The organism is Lawsonibacter faecis, from assembly GCF_014287675.1.
GTDB classification, from domain to species: domain Bacteria; phylum Bacillota; class Clostridia; order Oscillospirales; family Oscillospiraceae; genus Pseudoflavonifractor; species Pseudoflavonifractor faecis.
Genome location: NZ_JACOPQ010000002.1, coordinates 127268 through 143643, shown reverse-complemented (window position 1 = coordinate 143643; position 16376 = coordinate 127268). Strand labels below are relative to the sequence as shown.

Here is a 16376-nt window from a genome sequence, read left to right as displayed (position 1 = left end):
AAGAAGCCCCACGGGGCTTTCTATGCGGAGGGCTTTTGTCAGCCTGTTGTTCCGCTTAACCGCCCAGCTGTTCCATCCCCCTGCGGATGCGGCGCAGGGTCTCGTCCCTGCCGAGAATATGGCAAATTTCCACAGCCCCGCCGGGGGTGACCGCCTTGCCCGAGAGAGCGGTGCGCACCGGCCACATAATCCGGCCGTTCTTCAGCCCGTTTTGCTCCGCCAGGCCGATGAGGGCGTCGTGGATGGCGTCGTAGCTCCACTCGCCCAGCCCCTCCAGCACGGGGAGGACCAGCTTTAAGGCCTCCAGGGAGTTGGCCTCGTCGGTCTTCATCTTCTTGTGGCAGTAGAGCTCATTGGAGTACGACCGCAGCGCGTCGAAGAAGTCCACCTGGGGCGCGATGTCCAGCCAGGTGTCGCAGCGGGGCTGTACCAGGGGCGCGATGAGCCTGAGGTCGATGCCGGGGGTCCTGACGGCCTCCCGCAGATAGGACTCCGCCCCCGCGTAGAAGTCCTCGGGGGACATGGAGCGCAGGTAGTTGGCGTTAAAATACCTGAGCTTTTCAATGTCGAAGACCGCCGGGGACTTGGAGATGCCGCCGATGTCGAAAATTTCCGCCAGCTCGCTCAGCGTGAAGAACTCCCGCTCGGCGTACTCGCCCCGGGGGGACCAGCCCAGCAGGGTCACGTAGTTCTCCACCGCCTCGGACAGATAGCCCTGGGCAATGAGGTCCTGGTAGGAGGGGTCGCCGTGGCGCTTGCTCATCTTGTTGTGCGCGTCCCGCATGACGGGGGAGCAGTGGACGTAGGTGGGCACGGCCCAGCCGAAGCCCTCGTACAGCAGGTTGTACTTGGGCGCGGAGGAGAGGTACTCGCTGCCCCGCACCACGTGGGTGATGCCCATCAGGTGGTCGTCCACCACGTTGGCGAAATTGTAGGTGGGCAGGCCGTCGGACTTGATGAGCACCTGGTCGTCCAGGGTGGCGTTCTCCACCGTGATGTCGCCGAAGACCACGTCGTGGAAGGTGGTCTGTCCCTCCGCGGGGATTTTCTGCCGGATGACGTAGGGAACTCCCGCCGCCAGTTTTTCGTCTATCTCAGCAGCGGAGAGCTTCCGGCAGCAGCCGTCGTATCCGCCCAGGCCGTCCTCGCCGTGGAGGCTGTCCAGCCGCTCCTTGGTGCAGAAGCAGCGGTAGGCGTGGCCCCGCTCGATGAGCAGCTCGGCGTATCTGCCGTAGAGGTCCCGCCGCTCGGTCTGGACGTAGGGCCCCACGGGGCCGCCCAGGTCGGGACCCTCATCCCAGTCGAGGCCGCACTGGCGCAGGGTCTTGTAGATGACCTCGGTGGCGCCCTCCACAAAGCGCTCCTGGTCGGTGTCCTCGATGCGCAGGATGAATTTTCCCCCCTGGTGCCGGGCGATAAGCCAGGTGTACAGGGCGGTGCGCAGGTTGCCGATGTGCATATAGCCGGTGGGGGAGGGGGCGAAGCGGGTCCGCACCTCTCCTCTGGGGATGCGCGCCTCCATGTCGTCAAACCATGTTTTATCCAAAGGTGATTCCTCCAATAACTGTTCAGTGCATACCATTCTAAAGCTGTGGGTAAAACTTGTCAAGCGGCATGGGATGTGATATGATACACCAATATGGGAAATTACGCCCGTAGGGTGTATCTGAAAAGTCCAGGCGGCGCGTCTTTCGGCGGAAACCGCGGCCTGCCGCGCCGTTTTTCGTCGGAATCCACCCGGGATTCCTGCAAAAAAACGGCTTGTATGACGCCCTTTTCGCCCGAAACCCGCACCACCCCGAATTTTCAGATACACCCTGGGGACATGATTCATCATGTCCGCGCTGTTATTTTATTGAGGTGTTTGATATGGAAAGTACAAAAAAGGTCATGGTCTCCGGCATTCAGCCCAGCGGCGATCTGCATCTGGGCAACTATCTGGGGCCTCTGCGCCATTGGCCCGATATGATTGAGGAGTTTGACTGTTACTTCTTTCTGGCTGACCAGCACACCATCACCGTCCGCCAGGACCCGGCGCAGCTGCGCCGCCGCACTCTGATGCTCCTGGCCAACTATATTGCCTGCGGTCTTGACCCGGAGAAGTGCGTCCTCTTTATCCAGTCCCATGTGCCTGCCCACAGCCAGCTTGCATGGGTGCTGGACTGCTACACCATGTTCGGCGAGCTCTCCCGCATGACCCAGTTTAAGGACAAATCCGCCAAGAACGCCGACAATATCAATGCCGGCCTCTTTACCTACCCCGCCCTCATGGCCGCCGACATCCTGCTCTACCAGCCCGACTTCGTGCCTGTGGGCGAGGACCAGAAGCAGCATGTGGAGCTGTGCCGGAACGTGGCCGAGCGGTTCGACGGAATCTATGGCGACGTGCTCAAGGTCCCCGAGCCCTATATCGCCAAAGTTGGCGCCCGTATTATGAGCCTGAACCAGCCCGAGAGCAAGATGAGCAAATCCATGCCCGAGGGCTGCGTCTTCCTGATGGAGAAGCCCGAGGACATTCTGCGCAAGTTCAAGCGGGCCGTCACCGACAGCGACACGGAGCGCTGCGTCCGCTTCGCCCCCCAGGAGAAGCCGGGCGTGTCCAACCTGATTCAGATCTACGCCGCCGCCGTCGGCAGGAGCTTTGAGGCGGTGGAGGCCGAGTTCGAGGGCAAGGGGTACGGCGCATTCAAGAGCGCCGTGGGCGAGGCGGTCGTGGAGACCCTGCGCCCCATCCGCGAGGAGACCGAGCGCCTCCTGGCAGACAAGGGCTACCTGGAGGGGGTCTACCGCGCCGGCGCGGAGAAGGCGTCCTATATCGCTGAAAAGACCCTGCGCAAGGTCTATAAGAAGGTGGGCTTTCTGCCCAGGTAGCCGGGTTCGGATACCCTGTGCTGGGCGGGGCGCCGTCCCCGCCGCCCGCATTCCCGCAAAGGCGAAATAGGATAGGAGTCATAAAAGGCATGAACGTGGAACTCCAAAAAATAGGCATGGTGGCCGCCGCGCTGGGCGTGGCGCTGATTGTCGCTTTTATTCTCACTCCGGTGGTGAAGGTCCTGGCCCAGAAGGTGGGCGCGGTGGACGTGCCCAAGGACAACCGCCGGATGCACGACCACCCCATCCCCCGCATGGGCGGGCTGGCCATTTTCCTGGGCTTTCTCATCAGCGCGCTGGTCTTCGTGCAGATCACCCCTCAGCTCCGGGGAATGCTCCTGGGCGCGGTAATCATCGTGGTGCTGGGCATTTTTGACGACATTTACTCCCTGCGGGCCTCCTTCAAATTCGTGGTGCAGATCGTCGCCGCCCTGATTGCGGTCTGCTCGGGGAATATCATCCAGATTATCTCCAATCCCAACGTCTTCTCCTCCAATCCGTACTGGGACCTGGGCTGGCTGGCCTACCCCGTGACGGTCATCTGGATTGTGGCCATCACCAATGCCGTCAACCTCATCGACGGCCTGGACGGCCTGGCCTGCGGCGTGACCACCATCAGCTCCATGACGCTGCTGGTCATCGCCCTGGTGGTGGGGGAGCCCCAGGTGGCCTTCCTGGTGGCGGCCCTGGTGGGTGGCTGCCTGGGCTTCCTGCCCTATAACCTGAACCCGGCGAAAATCTTCATGGGGGATACCGGGTCCACCTTCCTGGGCTTCGTCCTGGCGGTGATTTCGGTCCAGGGGCTCTTCAAGCTCTATACAATCATCTCCTTCGTGGTGCCCTTCCTCATGCTGGGCCTGCCGATTTTCGACACGGCCTTCGCCTTCATCCGCCGCATCGCCCACGGGCAGAGTCCCATGCACGCCGACCGCAGCCACGTCCACCACCGGCTCATCGACATGGGCTTCTCCCAGAAGCAGGCGGTGGCCGTGCTCTATATCATCAGCGCCATTCTGGGCCTGTCCGCCGTGGTGCTCACCACCGGCGGGCCGGAGAAGGCCATGCTCCTCCTGCTGGCCCTGTGCGCCGCGGGCGCGGTGGCCGGGCGCATTTTCCTGCACAACAACGAGAAAAAGAACGGCGCCGTCCCGGAGGACAGGCCCTCCGGGGACGGGAAGGAGGACGGGGAATGAAGCGCGTGCGCGTTATGACCATCTTCGGCACCCGGCCCGAGGCCATCAAGATGGCCCCCCTGGTGAAGGAGCTGGAGGGCAGGGAGACCCTGGAGTCCCTCTGCTGCGTCACCGCCCAGCACCGGGAGATGCTGGACTCGGTGCTGGATATCTTCGGCATCAAGCCCGATTTCGACCTGAACATCATGGAGCCCCGCCAGACTCTGTCCACCATCACCACCAAGTGCCTGCTGGGCCTGGAAAAGGTCTTCCAGGAGGCCGGGCCCGACCTGGTGCTGGTCCACGGGGACACCTCCACCACCTTCGCCGGCGCACTGGCGGCCTTCTACCAGCAGACCGCAGTGGGCCATGTGGAGGCGGGCCTGCGCACCTGGGACAAGTACTCCCCCTACCCGGAGGAGATGAACCGCAAGCTGGTGGGGGATATTGCGGACCTCCATTTCTGCCCCACGGCGGCCAACCGGGCCAACCTGGAGCGGGAGGGCATCGCCGACGGCGTGTTCGTCACGGGCAATACCGTCATCGACGCATTGAAGACAACGGTTGTAAAGGATTATCACTTTGCAACCGGGCTCCTCAATGAGCTGGATTATACGGGCCGGAAAATTGTCCTTGTCACCTGCCACCGGCGGGAGAATTACGGGGCGCCCATGGCGAATATCATGACCGCCCTGCGCCGCATCGCCGACGCCTTCCCCGATGTGGAGCTGGTCTATCCCGTCCATCTCTCCCCCGTGGTGCGGGAGGCGGCCGGGAAGCACCTCTCGGGCCACGGCCGCATCCACCTCATCGATCCCCTCTCCGCCGATGAGATGCACAACCTGATGGCCCGTTGCTATCTGGTCATGACCGACTCCGGCGGCCTCCAGGAGGAGGCGCCCGCCCTTGGGCGGCCCGTGCTGGTCCTCCGGCGGGAGACCGAGCGGCCCGAGGCGGTGGAGGCGGGCACGGTGAAGATAGCCGGCACCGGGGAAGAGGATATCTTCGCCCTGGCCTCCGCCCTTCTGGAGGACCCCTCCGCCTATGCCGCCATGGCCCGCGCGGTAAACCCCTACGGCGACGGCTTCGCCTGCCGCCGCATCGCCGACGCCATTGAGTGGAGGTTTGGATTGCGCAGCGACCCGCCGGAGGAGTTTGGAGCGTAAAATCCGTGAGGCTGTCCGGATGGCGTCGGCGCCAAGCGTTTTGGCCCGCGGGCCAAAACCTTGATGCCGGGGCAATTCAGTTGCCCCGGCAGATGAAATAACAGGGGGTCCCCGCGTGAGCGCGCTCCCGCGCCATTGAGTGGAGGTTCGGATTGCGCAGCGACCCGCCGGAGGCGTTTTAAATGCAGGCTGAGACCGCCGTTTCCGGCGGTCTCAGCCTCTCGAAAAAACCTCCGCAGAGCAAGCCTCGCAGAGCTGCGCTGTCCGCGGACGGCGCGGTTAAATGAAGATTCGTTATTTCTTGGGACATGCGCCTTAAAAATGACACTTCTTATGACGGATGGGGTGACTTTTACCCAAGAAATCGAGCCCTTATCCGTCATGCAGTTTTCTGTCGGAAAAGTCCCATGGGACTTTTCCGACAGCCTGAGACCGCCGTTTCCGGCGGTCTGTCTTGTAGAGGACATCAATCGGCAGGCGCCCCGCGTACCGTCTGTCCCCACCAACCCAACGCCCAAAGGAGGTATCGGCCATGGAGGGTAAAAACCGTACGCTTTTTGTCGTGCTCATCGCAATCGTGATTGTGGCGGCCGTCTTCTCCAGCTTTGGCCTGAACCTCTTCGCGCCGGGCACGCCGGAGATTTCTCTGCCCGACCCCTCCGCCGGCCCTGTGGAGTCCCCCGGCGGGGAGGACCAGCCCGACGATACCGGCCGCTATGTCCGGGTGGATGTGACGCCCCAGACCGTGCAGGACGTGATCCGCACCATGGTCCCGCTCCAGCCGGAGAGCTACTACCGCACCATCACCGTGGGCACCGCCCGGGGGGACGGGACGCTGGGGGAGACCGTGAGCAGGGTGTGGGTGGACCACGGCTGGACCAAGGTGGAATCTACCTGGCCCAACGGCGTGGTGGAGTACACCGTTGTGGGCGGCGGCAGGGGGTATCGATGGTTTGAGGGCGACCGCACCTGGAACGAGTGGGACGTGGGGGATCGGGACGCCAATCTGGCCCAGCGCATCCCCACCTATGAGGACGTGCTGGGCCTGGACGCCAAGTCCATCACCGCCACGGGCTATGAGGAGAAAAACGGCTCCTCCTGCATCTATGTGGAGGTGGCTGAGAACGAGGTGGGCAACCGGGAGCGGTACTGGGTCTCGGTGTCCAGCGGGCTTCTGGTGGCGGCCGAGACCATGAAGGGGGAGGAGGCGGTCCTCACCATGACCGCAGAGCAGGTGGAGATGCCGGTTCCCCCCGGCGTGAGCTTCGCCCTGCCGGACGGCTCCGTGCTGCACGAGATCAAAAGCTGAAGGCAGAAGTTGAAACGCCTCCCCGCGGGCCGGCCCTTGGCTCCCTGACCGGTCGGCGTTTTCCCTTTTACCGTCCCCCTCAGTCCAGCCCCAGCACGAGCAGAAGCCCCAGCGTAATAATCAGCTCAATATCGTCCCCGTCCAGGAAGAGAAACAGGATGATGAGAAGGAGCAGAATGTCCCCGGTGTCCAAATCGTCCAGCTTCAGCCCCTTGAGCAGGGAGGAGATGCCGCCGGGCTTTTTTTCAGCGGGGGCCTCCGGCGCCTGTTCCGGCTCCGGGGGGGTGAAGTCCGGTTTCGGCTCCCGGCGCTCCGGCTCCGCGTGGGGGCCGGGATGGTCCTCCGGCGGGTGGAAGGGGGGCGCGTCCTCCTCCACAATCCGGGTATAGCCCCCTTCGGCGGGGATATAACGGTTATACATCGCCATCTTGCCCCTCCTTTTTGAAGAGCTGGAAGGCCACGCGGATCACCCGCGAGAGCTTGGCGATTTGAATGGCCCGGTCCATTTTGGCGTAGCGCTCTTCCTTCAAAAAGGGCTTCAGCGCCGCCAGCAGGGCGATCTTCCGATCATCGGTGGCGCTGTACTCGGAAAATAGGGTCACGGCGGTCTGGATGAGTCTGGGGTCCAAATCGCCCAGGGCCCCCAGGGGGCTGGAGGCCGCCGGGCCGGGCTGCGCGCTCTGGCTGCCGCCCGACAGGCCGGACAGGAGGGACATAATGGCCCCCCAGTCCGGCTGAGCGGCGCTCTCCGCCGGCGCTGCCTGGGGCGCTCCGGGAACCGCTTCAGCCGCAGGAGCGGTCTCCACGGGTATGTATTCCGGCTGCGGCTCCCCGGGCGCGTCCGCGGACGCCGGCGCACCGGCGCCGTTTTCGCCGGTGAGGGCCTTGGCGATGGAGACAATCTGTCCCATGGCCTCTGGATTGCCCAGGATGGCGTTCAACTTTTCTTCCAGCTCGGCCACGGCCCTCGCCTCCTTTTGCTGAGGAAATCTTTAACAGGCAGTAAGCGATAGGGGGTGGCCGGCGGGCGCCTGCCCGTCCCGGCCGGCCCCGGCTGCCGCGCCCGTTCCTATTTCTGATTCGCGTCCTTGGGCACGGCCTTGTTGATGCGGCCCACCACCTCGGCGCCCTCCTTGCTGCTCATCACCCTGCCCATGAGATCCATGAGCTGGGAGGTGTCCCCCTTCATCGCCGCGTCGGCCGCGCCCTTGAGGCCGCCGCCGGCGCTCTTGTTGAGCATCTCCATGAGCTTCTGGGCGTCGCTGGACTGCATCAGGCCCATTATTTCGTCCTTGTGCTTGGCGATGACGGCCCCCTGGGGCGTTTTCATCAGGGCATCCAGATTGGATTTCGGAGTCTGCATAGCGAATACCTCCATAGCATTGTATGTGTGTTTCTTCAATCTCATTATATGGCCGACAGGAAATAAGGTGCGCAAAATGAAGCTATTGGTTTTTTCCGATTCCCACGGGAATACGTCAAATATGTGCGCGGCGGTGGAGCGGGAGCGGCCCGACCGCATTCTCCACCTGGGCGACATGGTGCGGGACGCCGTGTCCCTGGCCGGGCGGTTTCCGGAAATTCCCCTGGATATGGTGCCGGGCAACTGTGACTATTCTATGGAGCTGAGCGTCAAAAAGCTCCTGGAGGCGGAGGGCCGCCGGATTCTGATGACCCACGGCCATATCTACAGCGTGAAGGCGGGCATCGGCACGGCGGTGCTGGCCGCCCGGGAGGCGGGGGCGGATATTCTGCTCTTCGGCCACACCCACGAGCCCCTCTGCGACTTTTACGACGGGCTCTGGATTTTAAACCCCGGCTCCTGCCGGGGCGGGTTCCGCCCCACCTACGGGGTAATCTCCCTCACGGAGGGAAAGACGTACTGCCGCACGGCGGAGCTGAATGACGGGAGGATGGGCTGATGCTGGTCGTCATCGATGTGGGCAACACCAATATGGTGTTTGGCATATTCAACGGGGAGGAGCTGCTGGGCAGCTTCCGCCTCAAAACCGACGTGAACCGCACGTCGGACGAGATCGGGCTGCTGGCCTGCGAGTATTTCCGCCGCTTCGGTTTGGAGAGCATCGCCGTGGAGGACGTGATCATCGCCTCCGTCGCCCCGCCGGTGATGCATTCCCTCACCAACGCGGTCATCAAGTACTTTGACAAAATCCCCCTCGTGGTGGACGACGGGGTGGACCCCGGCCTGCCCTACGGCGTGCCCGGCGACGAGCGTCTGGGCGCCGACCGGGCGATGGCCTGCGTGGCCGCCATTGAGAAATACGGCGCGCCCCTGGTGGTGCTGGACTTCGGTACCGCCACCACCGTGGACGCCCTGAGCGAGGGCGGGGCGTATATGGGCGGCTGCATCACCGCCGGCGTGCGCATCTCCACCGAGGCCCTGTTTCAGAAGACGGCCAACCTGCCCAATGTTGAGCTTGCCATGCCTGACAAGGTATTGGGCTGTACAGCAGTCAGCCAGATACAGGCCGGCGCCGTGGGGGGCTATATCGGCTCCATGGAGTATCTGATCCGCCGTGCCAAGGCGGAGATGGGCTACGGGGACGCGGTCAAGGTGGTCGCCACCGGCGGCCTCTCCCGGATGGTGGCCCAGAACACGCCCATGATCGACATTGTGGACAGCCGCCTGGTCCTGGACGGCCTGCGCATCACCTACAACCGGCATAAAGAGCGGACCGCCTCCGGCCTGTAGGGACGGTTCGCCGCGCCGCCCGCTCCCGCACAGCTCCGGCAGACAGAGAGACAGGGAAGAGGAAAGAGGGATTTTTTGAGTACGATTCAAAGGAGGGAGCACGGCTCCATCGACATGACCCAGGGCAGGCCCCTGGGGCTGCTGGCGACCTTTTCGCTGCCGCTGCTGCTGGGAAACGTCCTGCAGCAGATGTACAACATGGTGGACTCCATGGTGGTGGGCAATTTCGTGGGCAAGGACGCGCTGACCGCCGTCAGCGTGGGCTTTCCCATCGTGTTCCTGCTCTCCTCCCTCTTCATCGGCCTGAGCATGGGCGCCACCATCATGATCGCCCAGTACATCGGCGCCGGGGACCGGGAGCAGGTGAGCCGCACGGTCAACACCATCTGCGCGGGCATGATAATCGTCATCCTGCCCCTGACCCTGCTGGGCCTTCTGGTGACGGTCCCCATGCTCCGCCTCACCAACGTGCCCGCCGAGGCCTTTGAGGACGCCCGGGTCTACTGCCTGGTGGTCTTCGCGGGGCTCATCGGCACCTTCGGCTATAACGTGAACACCGGCATCATGCAGGGCCTGGGGGACAGCAAGACCCCGCTGATCTTCCTGGCCGTCGCCTGCGTCATCAACATCATCCTGGACCTGGTATTTGTGCTGGTCTTCTCCTGGGGGGTGTTCGGCGTGGCCTTCGCCACCATCATCGCCCAGTTCTGCTCCTGGATTTTCGGCGTGGCCTACATCAACCGCAAGTACAGCTACATCCATATCCGTATCTTCAGTTTTAAGGTGGACCGGGACCTGCTCCGGCAGCTCGTCCGCCTGGGCGTGCCCTCCGGCGTCCAGCAGTGCCAGTTCTCCGTGGCCATCATTCTGATGCAGGCCCTGATCAACGGCTTCGGGTCCGACTTCGCCGCCGGATTCGCCGCCGCCAACAAAATCGACTCCTTCGCCTTCATGCCCATTCAGTCCTTCGCCGTGGCGGTCACCACCTTCGTGGGGCAGAACGTGGGCGCCGGGCGGCTGGACCGGGTGAAGCACGGCACCCGAAGCGCCCTGGTCCTCAGCGTGGCGGTCTGCGCGGCCATCAGCGCCGTCGTGGTGCCCCTGCGCCGAGAGCTGCTGATGCTCTTCAACCAGGACCCGGCGGTGGTGCTGGCGGGGGAGGACTACCTCGTCCGGGTGCTCAGCCCCATGTTCGTCCTGGCCGCCCAGTTCACCCTCAACAGCGTCCTGCGGGGCGCGGGCAGCACGGTGGTGCCCATGATCTCCTCCATCATCGCCCTCTGGGGCGCCCGGGTCCCGGCGGCCTATCTGCTGGCCTGGATGTTCCCCGGCGCGCCGGGCAATCTCTACTGGTCCTACCTCATCGGGTGGCTGGTGGGCTTCGCCATCACCGGGGTGGTCTATCTCCGGGGCCGCTGGAAGGATAAATGCGTGGTGGCCGGGCAGACGATCCGGGTGGAGTAGCCGGTATGAAGAACCAGTGCGCGCGCATCTGTTACGGGGCCCTCTTTGCCGCCCTGCTGGCGGTGGAGGTGCTCATCGCCCTCTTCGTCCACGACGATTTCGTCCGCCCCTACCTGGGGGACGTGCTGGTTGTGGCGGTGGTTTACGCGCTTGTGCGGGTGTTTCTGCCCCGGGGCGCGCCGCTTTTGCCCCTCTATGTCACACTGTTTGCGGTTCTGGTCGAGTTTTCCCAGTATTTTCGCCTTGTGGAGCGGCTTGGGCTTGGGAAGAACCGCCTTTTGCGTATTGTGCTGGGAAGCGTTTTCGACTGGAAGGATATCCTCTGCTATCTGGCCGGCGGCGCGCTCATCTTCGCCGCGGAGCGGCTGATATGCGGAAGAAGGCCGCTGTAACGCAGCGATATCAGGTCCCTGCGGAAAAATACCCCCGGCGGGCAGTCCTTGGACTGCGCCGCCGGGGGTATTTCACTGCTTGGTATAGAAATCGCACCAGGGGCGCAGGGTGCAGCCTTCGCACTCCGGGCCGCGGGCCATGCACACGGCCCGTCCGTGGAGGACCAGCCGGTGGCAGAAGTCGTTGGACTCCTCGGGGGGCAGGATTTTGCGCAGCTGCTCCTCCACCTTGGCCGGGTCCTTGGTGCCGTCGGAGAGGCCCAGCCGGCCGGAGAGGCGGATGCAGTGGGTGTCCGCCACCACCACGCCGGGCTTGTGGTACACGTCGCCCAGAATCAGGTTGGCCGTCTTCCGGCCCACGCCGGGCAGCCGGAGCAGATCCTCCATATTGTCGGGCACCACGCCGCCGTACTCCTCCAGCAGCATCCGGGACGCGGCCACGATGTCCCGGGCCTTGGCCCGGAAGAAGCCGGTGGAGTGGATATACTCCTCCACCTCGCTCACATCCGCTTCGGCCAGGGCCTCCAGGGTGGGGAAGCGGCCGTAGAGTCCGGGCGTCACCTTGTTCACCCGCTCGTCGGTGCACTGGGCGGCCAGGCGGGTGGCGAACATCAGCTCGTAGGGCTTTGCATAATCCAGGGAACAGACCGCCTCGGGATAGGCCTCCTTCAGCGCCTCCACAATGGCCAGAACATCCTTTTTTTTCTTCATTGGTATCATCCGCCCTTCTGTCTTAAATGTTAAATAAATAACAGCCTTTTTTTCTTTTTACCTGAAAAGAAGATTGTAATTGTTGGAAGTTTCCGATATAATGAGTCGGTGGAAGATGCTTCCGCCCAACAACTGAACGATATGATTAGGGGGAGAACGTCATGGTCAAGGATATCATGGAATTTCTGGCCGCGCAAGACCCGGAGGTGGGGAAGGCCGTCCGGGACGAGTACGACCGCCAGCGCCGCAACATTGAGCTTATCGCCTCTGAAAACTTTGTGAGCGAGGCCGTCCTGGCCGCCGCCGCCACGGTGCTGACCAATAAGTACGCCGAGGGCTATCCCGGCAAGCGCTACTACGGCGGCTGCCAGTGCGTGGACGTGGTGGAGAACATCGCCCGGGACCGGGCCTGCAAGCTCTTCGGCGCGGACCACGCCAACGTCCAGCCCCACAGCGGCGCCAACGCCAACTACGCCGTCTATCAGGCCCTCTGCGGCCTGGGCGACACGGTGCTGGGCATGGACCTCTCCAACGGCGGCCACCTGACCCATGGCTCTCCCGTAAACTTCTCCGGCAAGAATTATAAGATGGTGGCCTACGGCCTGGATGAGAAGGGCTTCATCGACTACGACCAGCTGCGGGACGTGGCCCGTCAGTGCAGGCCCAGAATGATCATCGCCGGCGCCTCCGCCTACCCCCGCTTCATCGACTACAAGGCCTTTGCCGACATCGCCCACGAGGTTGGCGCGTACTTATTTGTGGATATGGCCCATGTGGCCGGCCTGGTGGCCGTGGGGCTGCACCCCAACCCCGTGCCCTACGCCGACGTGGTGAGCACCACCACCCATAAGACCCTCCGCGGCCCCCGGGGCGGCATGATCCTCTGCAAGGAGGAGCTGGCCAAGAAGATTGACTCCGGCATCTTCCCCGGCAGCCAGGGCGGACCCCTGGAGCACATCATCGCCGCCAAGGCGGTGGCCCTGGGCGAGGCCATGAAGCCCGAGTTCAAGACCTATCAGGAGCAGATCCTGAAAAACGCCAGGACCCTGGCCGACGCCCTGCTGGCCGAGGGCTTCGATCTGGTCTCCGGCGGCACCGACAACCACATGATGCTGGTGGATCTGCGCAAGGCCGGCGTCACCGGCAAGGAGCTGGAGCACCGCCTGGACGAGGTGAACATCACCGTCAACAAAAACGCCATCCCCAACGACCCTGAGAAGCCCTTCGTCACCAGCGGCGTGCGCATCGGCACCCCCGCCGCCACCAGCCGGGGCTTTGTGGAGGAGGATATGAAGGTCATCGCCTCCTGCATCTGGCGGGCCGCCACCGACTTCGAGGGCAGTGCGGACGCCATCCGCGCCGCCGTGGCCGAGCTGACCGGGAAGCACCCCCTATACGATTAAACCGCTTTGATAAGAGCGCCGGCTTTCTGGCCGGCGCTCTTATTCTATCCTCGGCAGAAAAAGATGTCAATATAAATAATAAGAATTAGTTGCATTTATTTTCCGCCTCTGCTATTATGTTCATAATGAGGGGGGAGGGGCAATGAAAAAGGGACTGCCGGCGGCGCTTGTGCTTGCGCTCGCGCTGCTCTCCGGGTGCGCCGCCCGGGCGACGGGAGAGGACGCGCCGCCGCTGTGCTGGCCGGAGCAGCCGGTGACGCTCTACGTCTCCTCCGACCTGCACTGGCAGCCGCGCGCTCAGGCTGCGGGGAACGACCTGCTGCCGGAGATGGTGTGGCTGGAGGAAATCATCGACGCCCTTATGGACGCTGCGGCCCGGGATAAGCCCGCCGCCCTGGTGCTCTGCGGCGATCTGACCAACGGCGGCACGCTGGAGGAGCACGAGGCACTCTCCGCCCGCCTGGGGGCGGCGGAGGCGGCGGGGGTGAATATCTTCGTCACCATGGGCAACCACGACATGGACCGCAGCGTGCCGCCCGGGACCCTGAAGCGGCTGTACGGCGCGTTCGGCTGGGCGGAGGCCCTCTCCGCCGACGGCGGGTCCATGAGCTACCTGGCCCCCGTGACGGACGGGCTCTGGCTCCTCTCGCTGGACTGCAACGTCTACGGGGAGAAGGAGAGCAAGCTGGCCGGAACCGTCAGCGCCGAAACGCTGGCCTGGGTGGAGGACTGCCTGGAGCGGGCGGCGGAGGCGGGGGTTATGGTAGTGCCCTTCAGCCACCACAACCTGATGGTGCATACCGTGGACGGCGACGGCCGCAACTACAATATTGACGGCGGGGACGCCCTGGAGGACCTGCTCCTCTCCTACGGCGTGCCGCTCTATCTCAGCGGCCACCGGCACAACTCCTTTCTGGTGGAGGCGGAGCGGGACGGGAGGAAGCTGATTGAGGCCGTCACCGATATGCCCGCGGCCTACCCCCACCGCTATACGGCGATCACCCTTCAGCCGGACGGCACGGCGGATTATGCCGTGCCCTCTCTGGACGTGGACGGCTGGGCGGCGCGGACGGGCCGCAGCGAGCCGGAGCTTCTCCGCTTTGCGGAGCAGTCCGGGGCCCGGGCCCGGGCGCGGCTGGAGGACACCGCAGCCCGGGTGACGGAGCGCATGGACGCCGCGCAGGCCGACAGGGCGGAGATGGAGCGCTTCTACCTGGACTTCTATGCCTGCTATCAGGCCCGGACCCTCTGGCGGGAGGGGGACCGGCTCCGGGCCGACCCCGGTCTGGCCCTCTGGCGGGCCCACGCCGGCGAGAACATCTACGCCCGCTGGATGCCCTGGATTCTGGAGCACCAGTCCGACGACGCGCCGGTACAGACACTGGGCCCCTTCCGCTGAAAAGAAAGTCTTTACGAACAATCGAACAACTGTTAGAATAGTGGTGAGGGTGCTTGCGCCCTCACCACTGCCGCTGTAGTAAATCATGACAGGGGGAATTCTTTTGTTCCATATGGGTTTTGGTCTGATGGACAGTCTGTTTCCGATCTTCTTTTTCCTGATCTTCGGTATTGTCATCGCAATGTTCATCGTTGTGATTGTCAAGGGCGCGGGCCAGTGGAGCCGCAATAACCGCGCGCCTCTGCTCACCGTGGACGCGACGGTGGTGTCCAGACGGGCCGACGTCTCCCACCACATGGGCGGCGCGGGGGACGCGGGCATGTCCCACTCCAGCACCAGCTATTACGTCACCTTCCAGGTGGACAGCGGCGACCGCATGGAGCTGCGCGTCTCCGGCAAGGAGTACGGGCTGCTGGCCGAGGGGGACGAGGGGAGGCTGACCTTCCAGGGCACCCGCTACCAGGGCTTCATCCGCAGCATCGAGAACGTATAGAAGGGAGGCCGAGGCCATGTCATACCGGCCTTTGGCAGACGAAATCCGCCCCACCTGCCTGGACGAGGTGGTGGGCCAGAAGCATATTTTGGGGGAGGGGGGGCTCCTCCGGCGCATCATCGAGAGCGGGAATATCCCCAACCTGGTCTTCTACGGACCCTCCGGCACGGGGAAGACCACGGTGGCGAACATCATCGCCAGGCAGTCGGGCCGCACCCTGCGGCGGATCAACGCCACCACCGGGTCCCTCTCCGACGTGAAGGACGTGATCGGCGAGGTGGGCACCATGATGGCCCCCAACGGCATCCTGCTGTATCTGGACGAGATCCAGTACTTTAACAAGAAGCAGCAGCAGTCCCTGCTGGAGGTCATTGAGAGCGGCGACGTGACCCTCATCGCCTCCACCACGGAGAACCCCTATTTTTACGTCTACAACGCGGTCCTCTCCCGGTCCACCGTGTTTGAATTCAAGAGCGTAACGGCGGAGGACATTCTGCCCGCGGTGGACCGGGGGATCTCCCTCATGGAGGCGAGGCTGGGGGAGAAGGCCCTGTGCGGGGAGGGCGTCCGGGAGCAGATCGCCGGCGCCTGCGGCGGCGACGTGCGCAAGGCCATGAACGCCGTGGAGCTGCTGCTCAACTCCGGCAGGCGGGAGAAGGGGAACATCCTTGTCACGCTGGAGGACGCCAGGGCGGTGGCCCAGCGCTCCGCCATGCGGTACGACCGGGAGGGGGACGACCACTACGATATCGTCTCCGCCCTCCAGAAGTCGGTCCGGGGCTCCGACCCGGACGCCGCCCTCCACTACCTGGCCCGCCTCCTGGAGGCGGGGGACCTGATGTCCGCCTGCCGCCGGATGATGGTCATGGCCTGCGAGGACGTGGGGCTGGCCTACCCGCAGATCATCCCCATCGTCAAGGCCTGCATCGACGCGGCGAATATGCTGGGCCTCCCGGAGGCGGCCATCCCCCTGGGCGACGCGGTGATTCTCATGGCCACCGCCCCCAAGTCCAACTCCGGCTGCGAGGGCATCTTCGCCGCCATGGCCGACCTGAAAGCGGGCAGGACCGGGGACATCCCCCGGCACCTCCAGAATGTCCATGCCGATTCGGCAGGGATGGAGCGGGAGCAGGGGTATCTCTACCCCCACGCTTTCCCCGGGCACTATGTAAAGCAGCAATACCTGCCGGACAAGCTGGTGGGCGTGCAGTACTACCGCTACGGCGAGAACAAGACGGAACAGGCCGCCAAGCGGTACTGGGACGAGATCAAGGGCGAATAGG

Annotated in this window: 17 protein-coding genes; 12 read left to right on the top strand and 5 right to left on the bottom strand. The window is 63.9% G+C overall.

What is annotated here, in order from left to right:
• Nucleotides 1-55 precede the first annotated feature (55 nt).
• A complete protein-coding gene (gltX, locus tag H8S62_RS02815) occupies nucleotides 56-1522 on the bottom strand; it encodes a glutamate--tRNA ligase (protein WP_243255314.1) in 1467 nt (488 codons plus the stop codon).
• Between the two features lie 347 nt (nucleotides 1523-1869).
• Between gltX and trpS the strand changes: the two genes are divergently transcribed.
• The 4 genes from trpS to H8S62_RS02795 all read left to right on the top strand — a co-directional run bounded on the left by trpS (nucleotide 1870) and on the right by H8S62_RS02795 (nucleotide 6518).
• Complete coding sequence (trpS, locus tag H8S62_RS02810; protein WP_155146282.1) at nucleotides 1870-2871, top strand: tryptophan--tRNA ligase; 1002 nt, start codon at nucleotides 1870-1872, stop codon at nucleotides 2869-2871.
• Between the two features lie 89 nt (nucleotides 2872-2960).
• Nucleotides 2961-4064 carry an MraY family glycosyltransferase gene (locus H8S62_RS02805; RefSeq protein ID WP_155146284.1) on the top strand — a complete coding sequence of 368 codons (1104 nt, stop codon included), beginning with the start codon at nucleotides 2961-2963 and terminating at the stop codon, nucleotides 4062-4064.
• Entirely contained in the window at nucleotides 4061-5209 is a 1149-nt protein-coding gene (gene wecB / locus H8S62_RS02800) for a non-hydrolyzing UDP-N-acetylglucosamine 2-epimerase (protein WP_155146286.1), read from the top strand. The genes H8S62_RS02805 and wecB overlap by 4 nt, the downstream gene beginning before the upstream one ends.
• A gap of 532 nt (nucleotides 5210-5741) precedes the next feature.
• Complete coding sequence (locus H8S62_RS02795) at nucleotides 5742-6518, top strand: hypothetical protein (protein ID WP_155146287.1); 777 nt, start codon at nucleotides 5742-5744, stop codon at nucleotides 6516-6518.
• Nucleotides 6519-6597: 79 nt separating this feature from the next.
• Here the strand turns inward: H8S62_RS02795 and H8S62_RS02790 are convergent, their stop codons facing one another.
• The 3 genes from H8S62_RS02790 to H8S62_RS02780 form a co-directional block, all read right to left on the bottom strand.
• Nucleotides 6598-6945, bottom strand: coding sequence for a hypothetical protein (locus tag H8S62_RS02790; RefSeq protein WP_243141733.1), 348 nt, complete (start codon nucleotides 6943-6945; stop codon nucleotides 6598-6600).
• On the bottom strand, nucleotides 6932-7480 hold the full coding sequence (locus H8S62_RS02785; protein WP_186918400.1) for a hypothetical protein: 549 nt from the start codon (nucleotides 7478-7480) through the stop codon (nucleotides 6932-6934). Before H8S62_RS02785 ends, H8S62_RS02790 begins: the two co-directional genes overlap by 14 nt.
• A gap of 107 nt (nucleotides 7481-7587) precedes the next feature.
• Nucleotides 7588-7881 (bottom strand): hypothetical protein, encoded by a 294-nt coding sequence (locus tag H8S62_RS02780; RefSeq protein ID WP_155146292.1) that lies wholly within the window; start codon nucleotides 7879-7881, stop codon nucleotides 7588-7590.
• 76 nt (nucleotides 7882-7957) lie between these two features.
• Between H8S62_RS02780 and H8S62_RS02775 the strand changes: the two genes are divergently transcribed.
• The 4 genes from H8S62_RS02775 to H8S62_RS02760 all read left to right on the top strand — a co-directional run bounded on the left by H8S62_RS02775 (nucleotide 7958) and on the right by H8S62_RS02760 (nucleotide 11087).
• A complete protein-coding gene (locus tag H8S62_RS02775) occupies nucleotides 7958-8440 on the top strand; it encodes a metallophosphoesterase (protein ID WP_186918399.1) in 483 nt (160 codons plus the stop codon).
• The gene (locus H8S62_RS02770; RefSeq protein ID WP_186918398.1) at nucleotides 8440-9231 is read left to right on the top strand and encodes a type III pantothenate kinase; all 792 of its coding nucleotides are present in this window, start codon (nucleotides 8440-8442) and stop codon (nucleotides 9229-9231) included. Before H8S62_RS02775 ends, H8S62_RS02770 begins: the two co-directional genes overlap by 1 nt.
• A 75-nt stretch (nucleotides 9232-9306) precedes the next feature.
• Complete coding sequence (locus H8S62_RS02765) at nucleotides 9307-10695, top strand: MATE family efflux transporter (RefSeq protein WP_186918397.1); 1389 nt, start codon at nucleotides 9307-9309, stop codon at nucleotides 10693-10695.
• A gap of 5 nt (nucleotides 10696-10700) precedes the next feature.
• Nucleotides 10701-11087, top strand: coding sequence for a ribosomal maturation YjgA family protein (locus H8S62_RS02760; RefSeq protein ID WP_186918396.1), 387 nt, complete (start codon nucleotides 10701-10703; stop codon nucleotides 11085-11087).
• A gap of 72 nt (nucleotides 11088-11159) precedes the next feature.
• Here H8S62_RS02760 and nth read toward each other — a convergent pair whose 3' ends face one another.
• A complete protein-coding gene (gene nth, locus H8S62_RS02755; RefSeq protein WP_155146302.1) occupies nucleotides 11160-11798 on the bottom strand; it encodes an endonuclease III in 639 nt (212 codons plus the stop codon).
• A 161-nt stretch (nucleotides 11799-11959) separates the two neighbouring features.
• On the opposite strand from nth, the gene H8S62_RS02750 reads away from it, so the two are divergent.
• From H8S62_RS02750 to H8S62_RS02735, 4 genes are all read left to right on the top strand, one after another.
• Entirely contained in the window at nucleotides 11960-13201 is a 1242-nt protein-coding gene (locus tag H8S62_RS02750) for a serine hydroxymethyltransferase (protein WP_279233729.1), read from the top strand.
• Nucleotides 13202-13343: 142 nt separating this feature from the next.
• Nucleotides 13344-14600, top strand: a complete 1257-nt coding sequence (locus H8S62_RS02745) for a metallophosphoesterase (protein WP_186918395.1) — start codon at nucleotides 13344-13346, stop codon at nucleotides 14598-14600.
• Nucleotides 14601-14712: 112 nt separating this feature from the next.
• Nucleotides 14713-15093 carry a DUF2500 domain-containing protein gene (locus H8S62_RS02740; protein WP_155146730.1) on the top strand — a complete coding sequence of 127 codons (381 nt, stop codon included), beginning with the start codon at nucleotides 14713-14715 and terminating at the stop codon, nucleotides 15091-15093.
• 16 nt (nucleotides 15094-15109) lie between these two features.
• Nucleotides 15110-16375: a replication-associated recombination protein A gene (locus tag H8S62_RS02735; protein WP_186918394.1), complete on the top strand. Its 1266-nt coding sequence runs from the start codon at nucleotides 15110-15112 to the stop codon at nucleotides 16373-16375.
• Nucleotide 16376 lies beyond the last annotated feature (1 nt).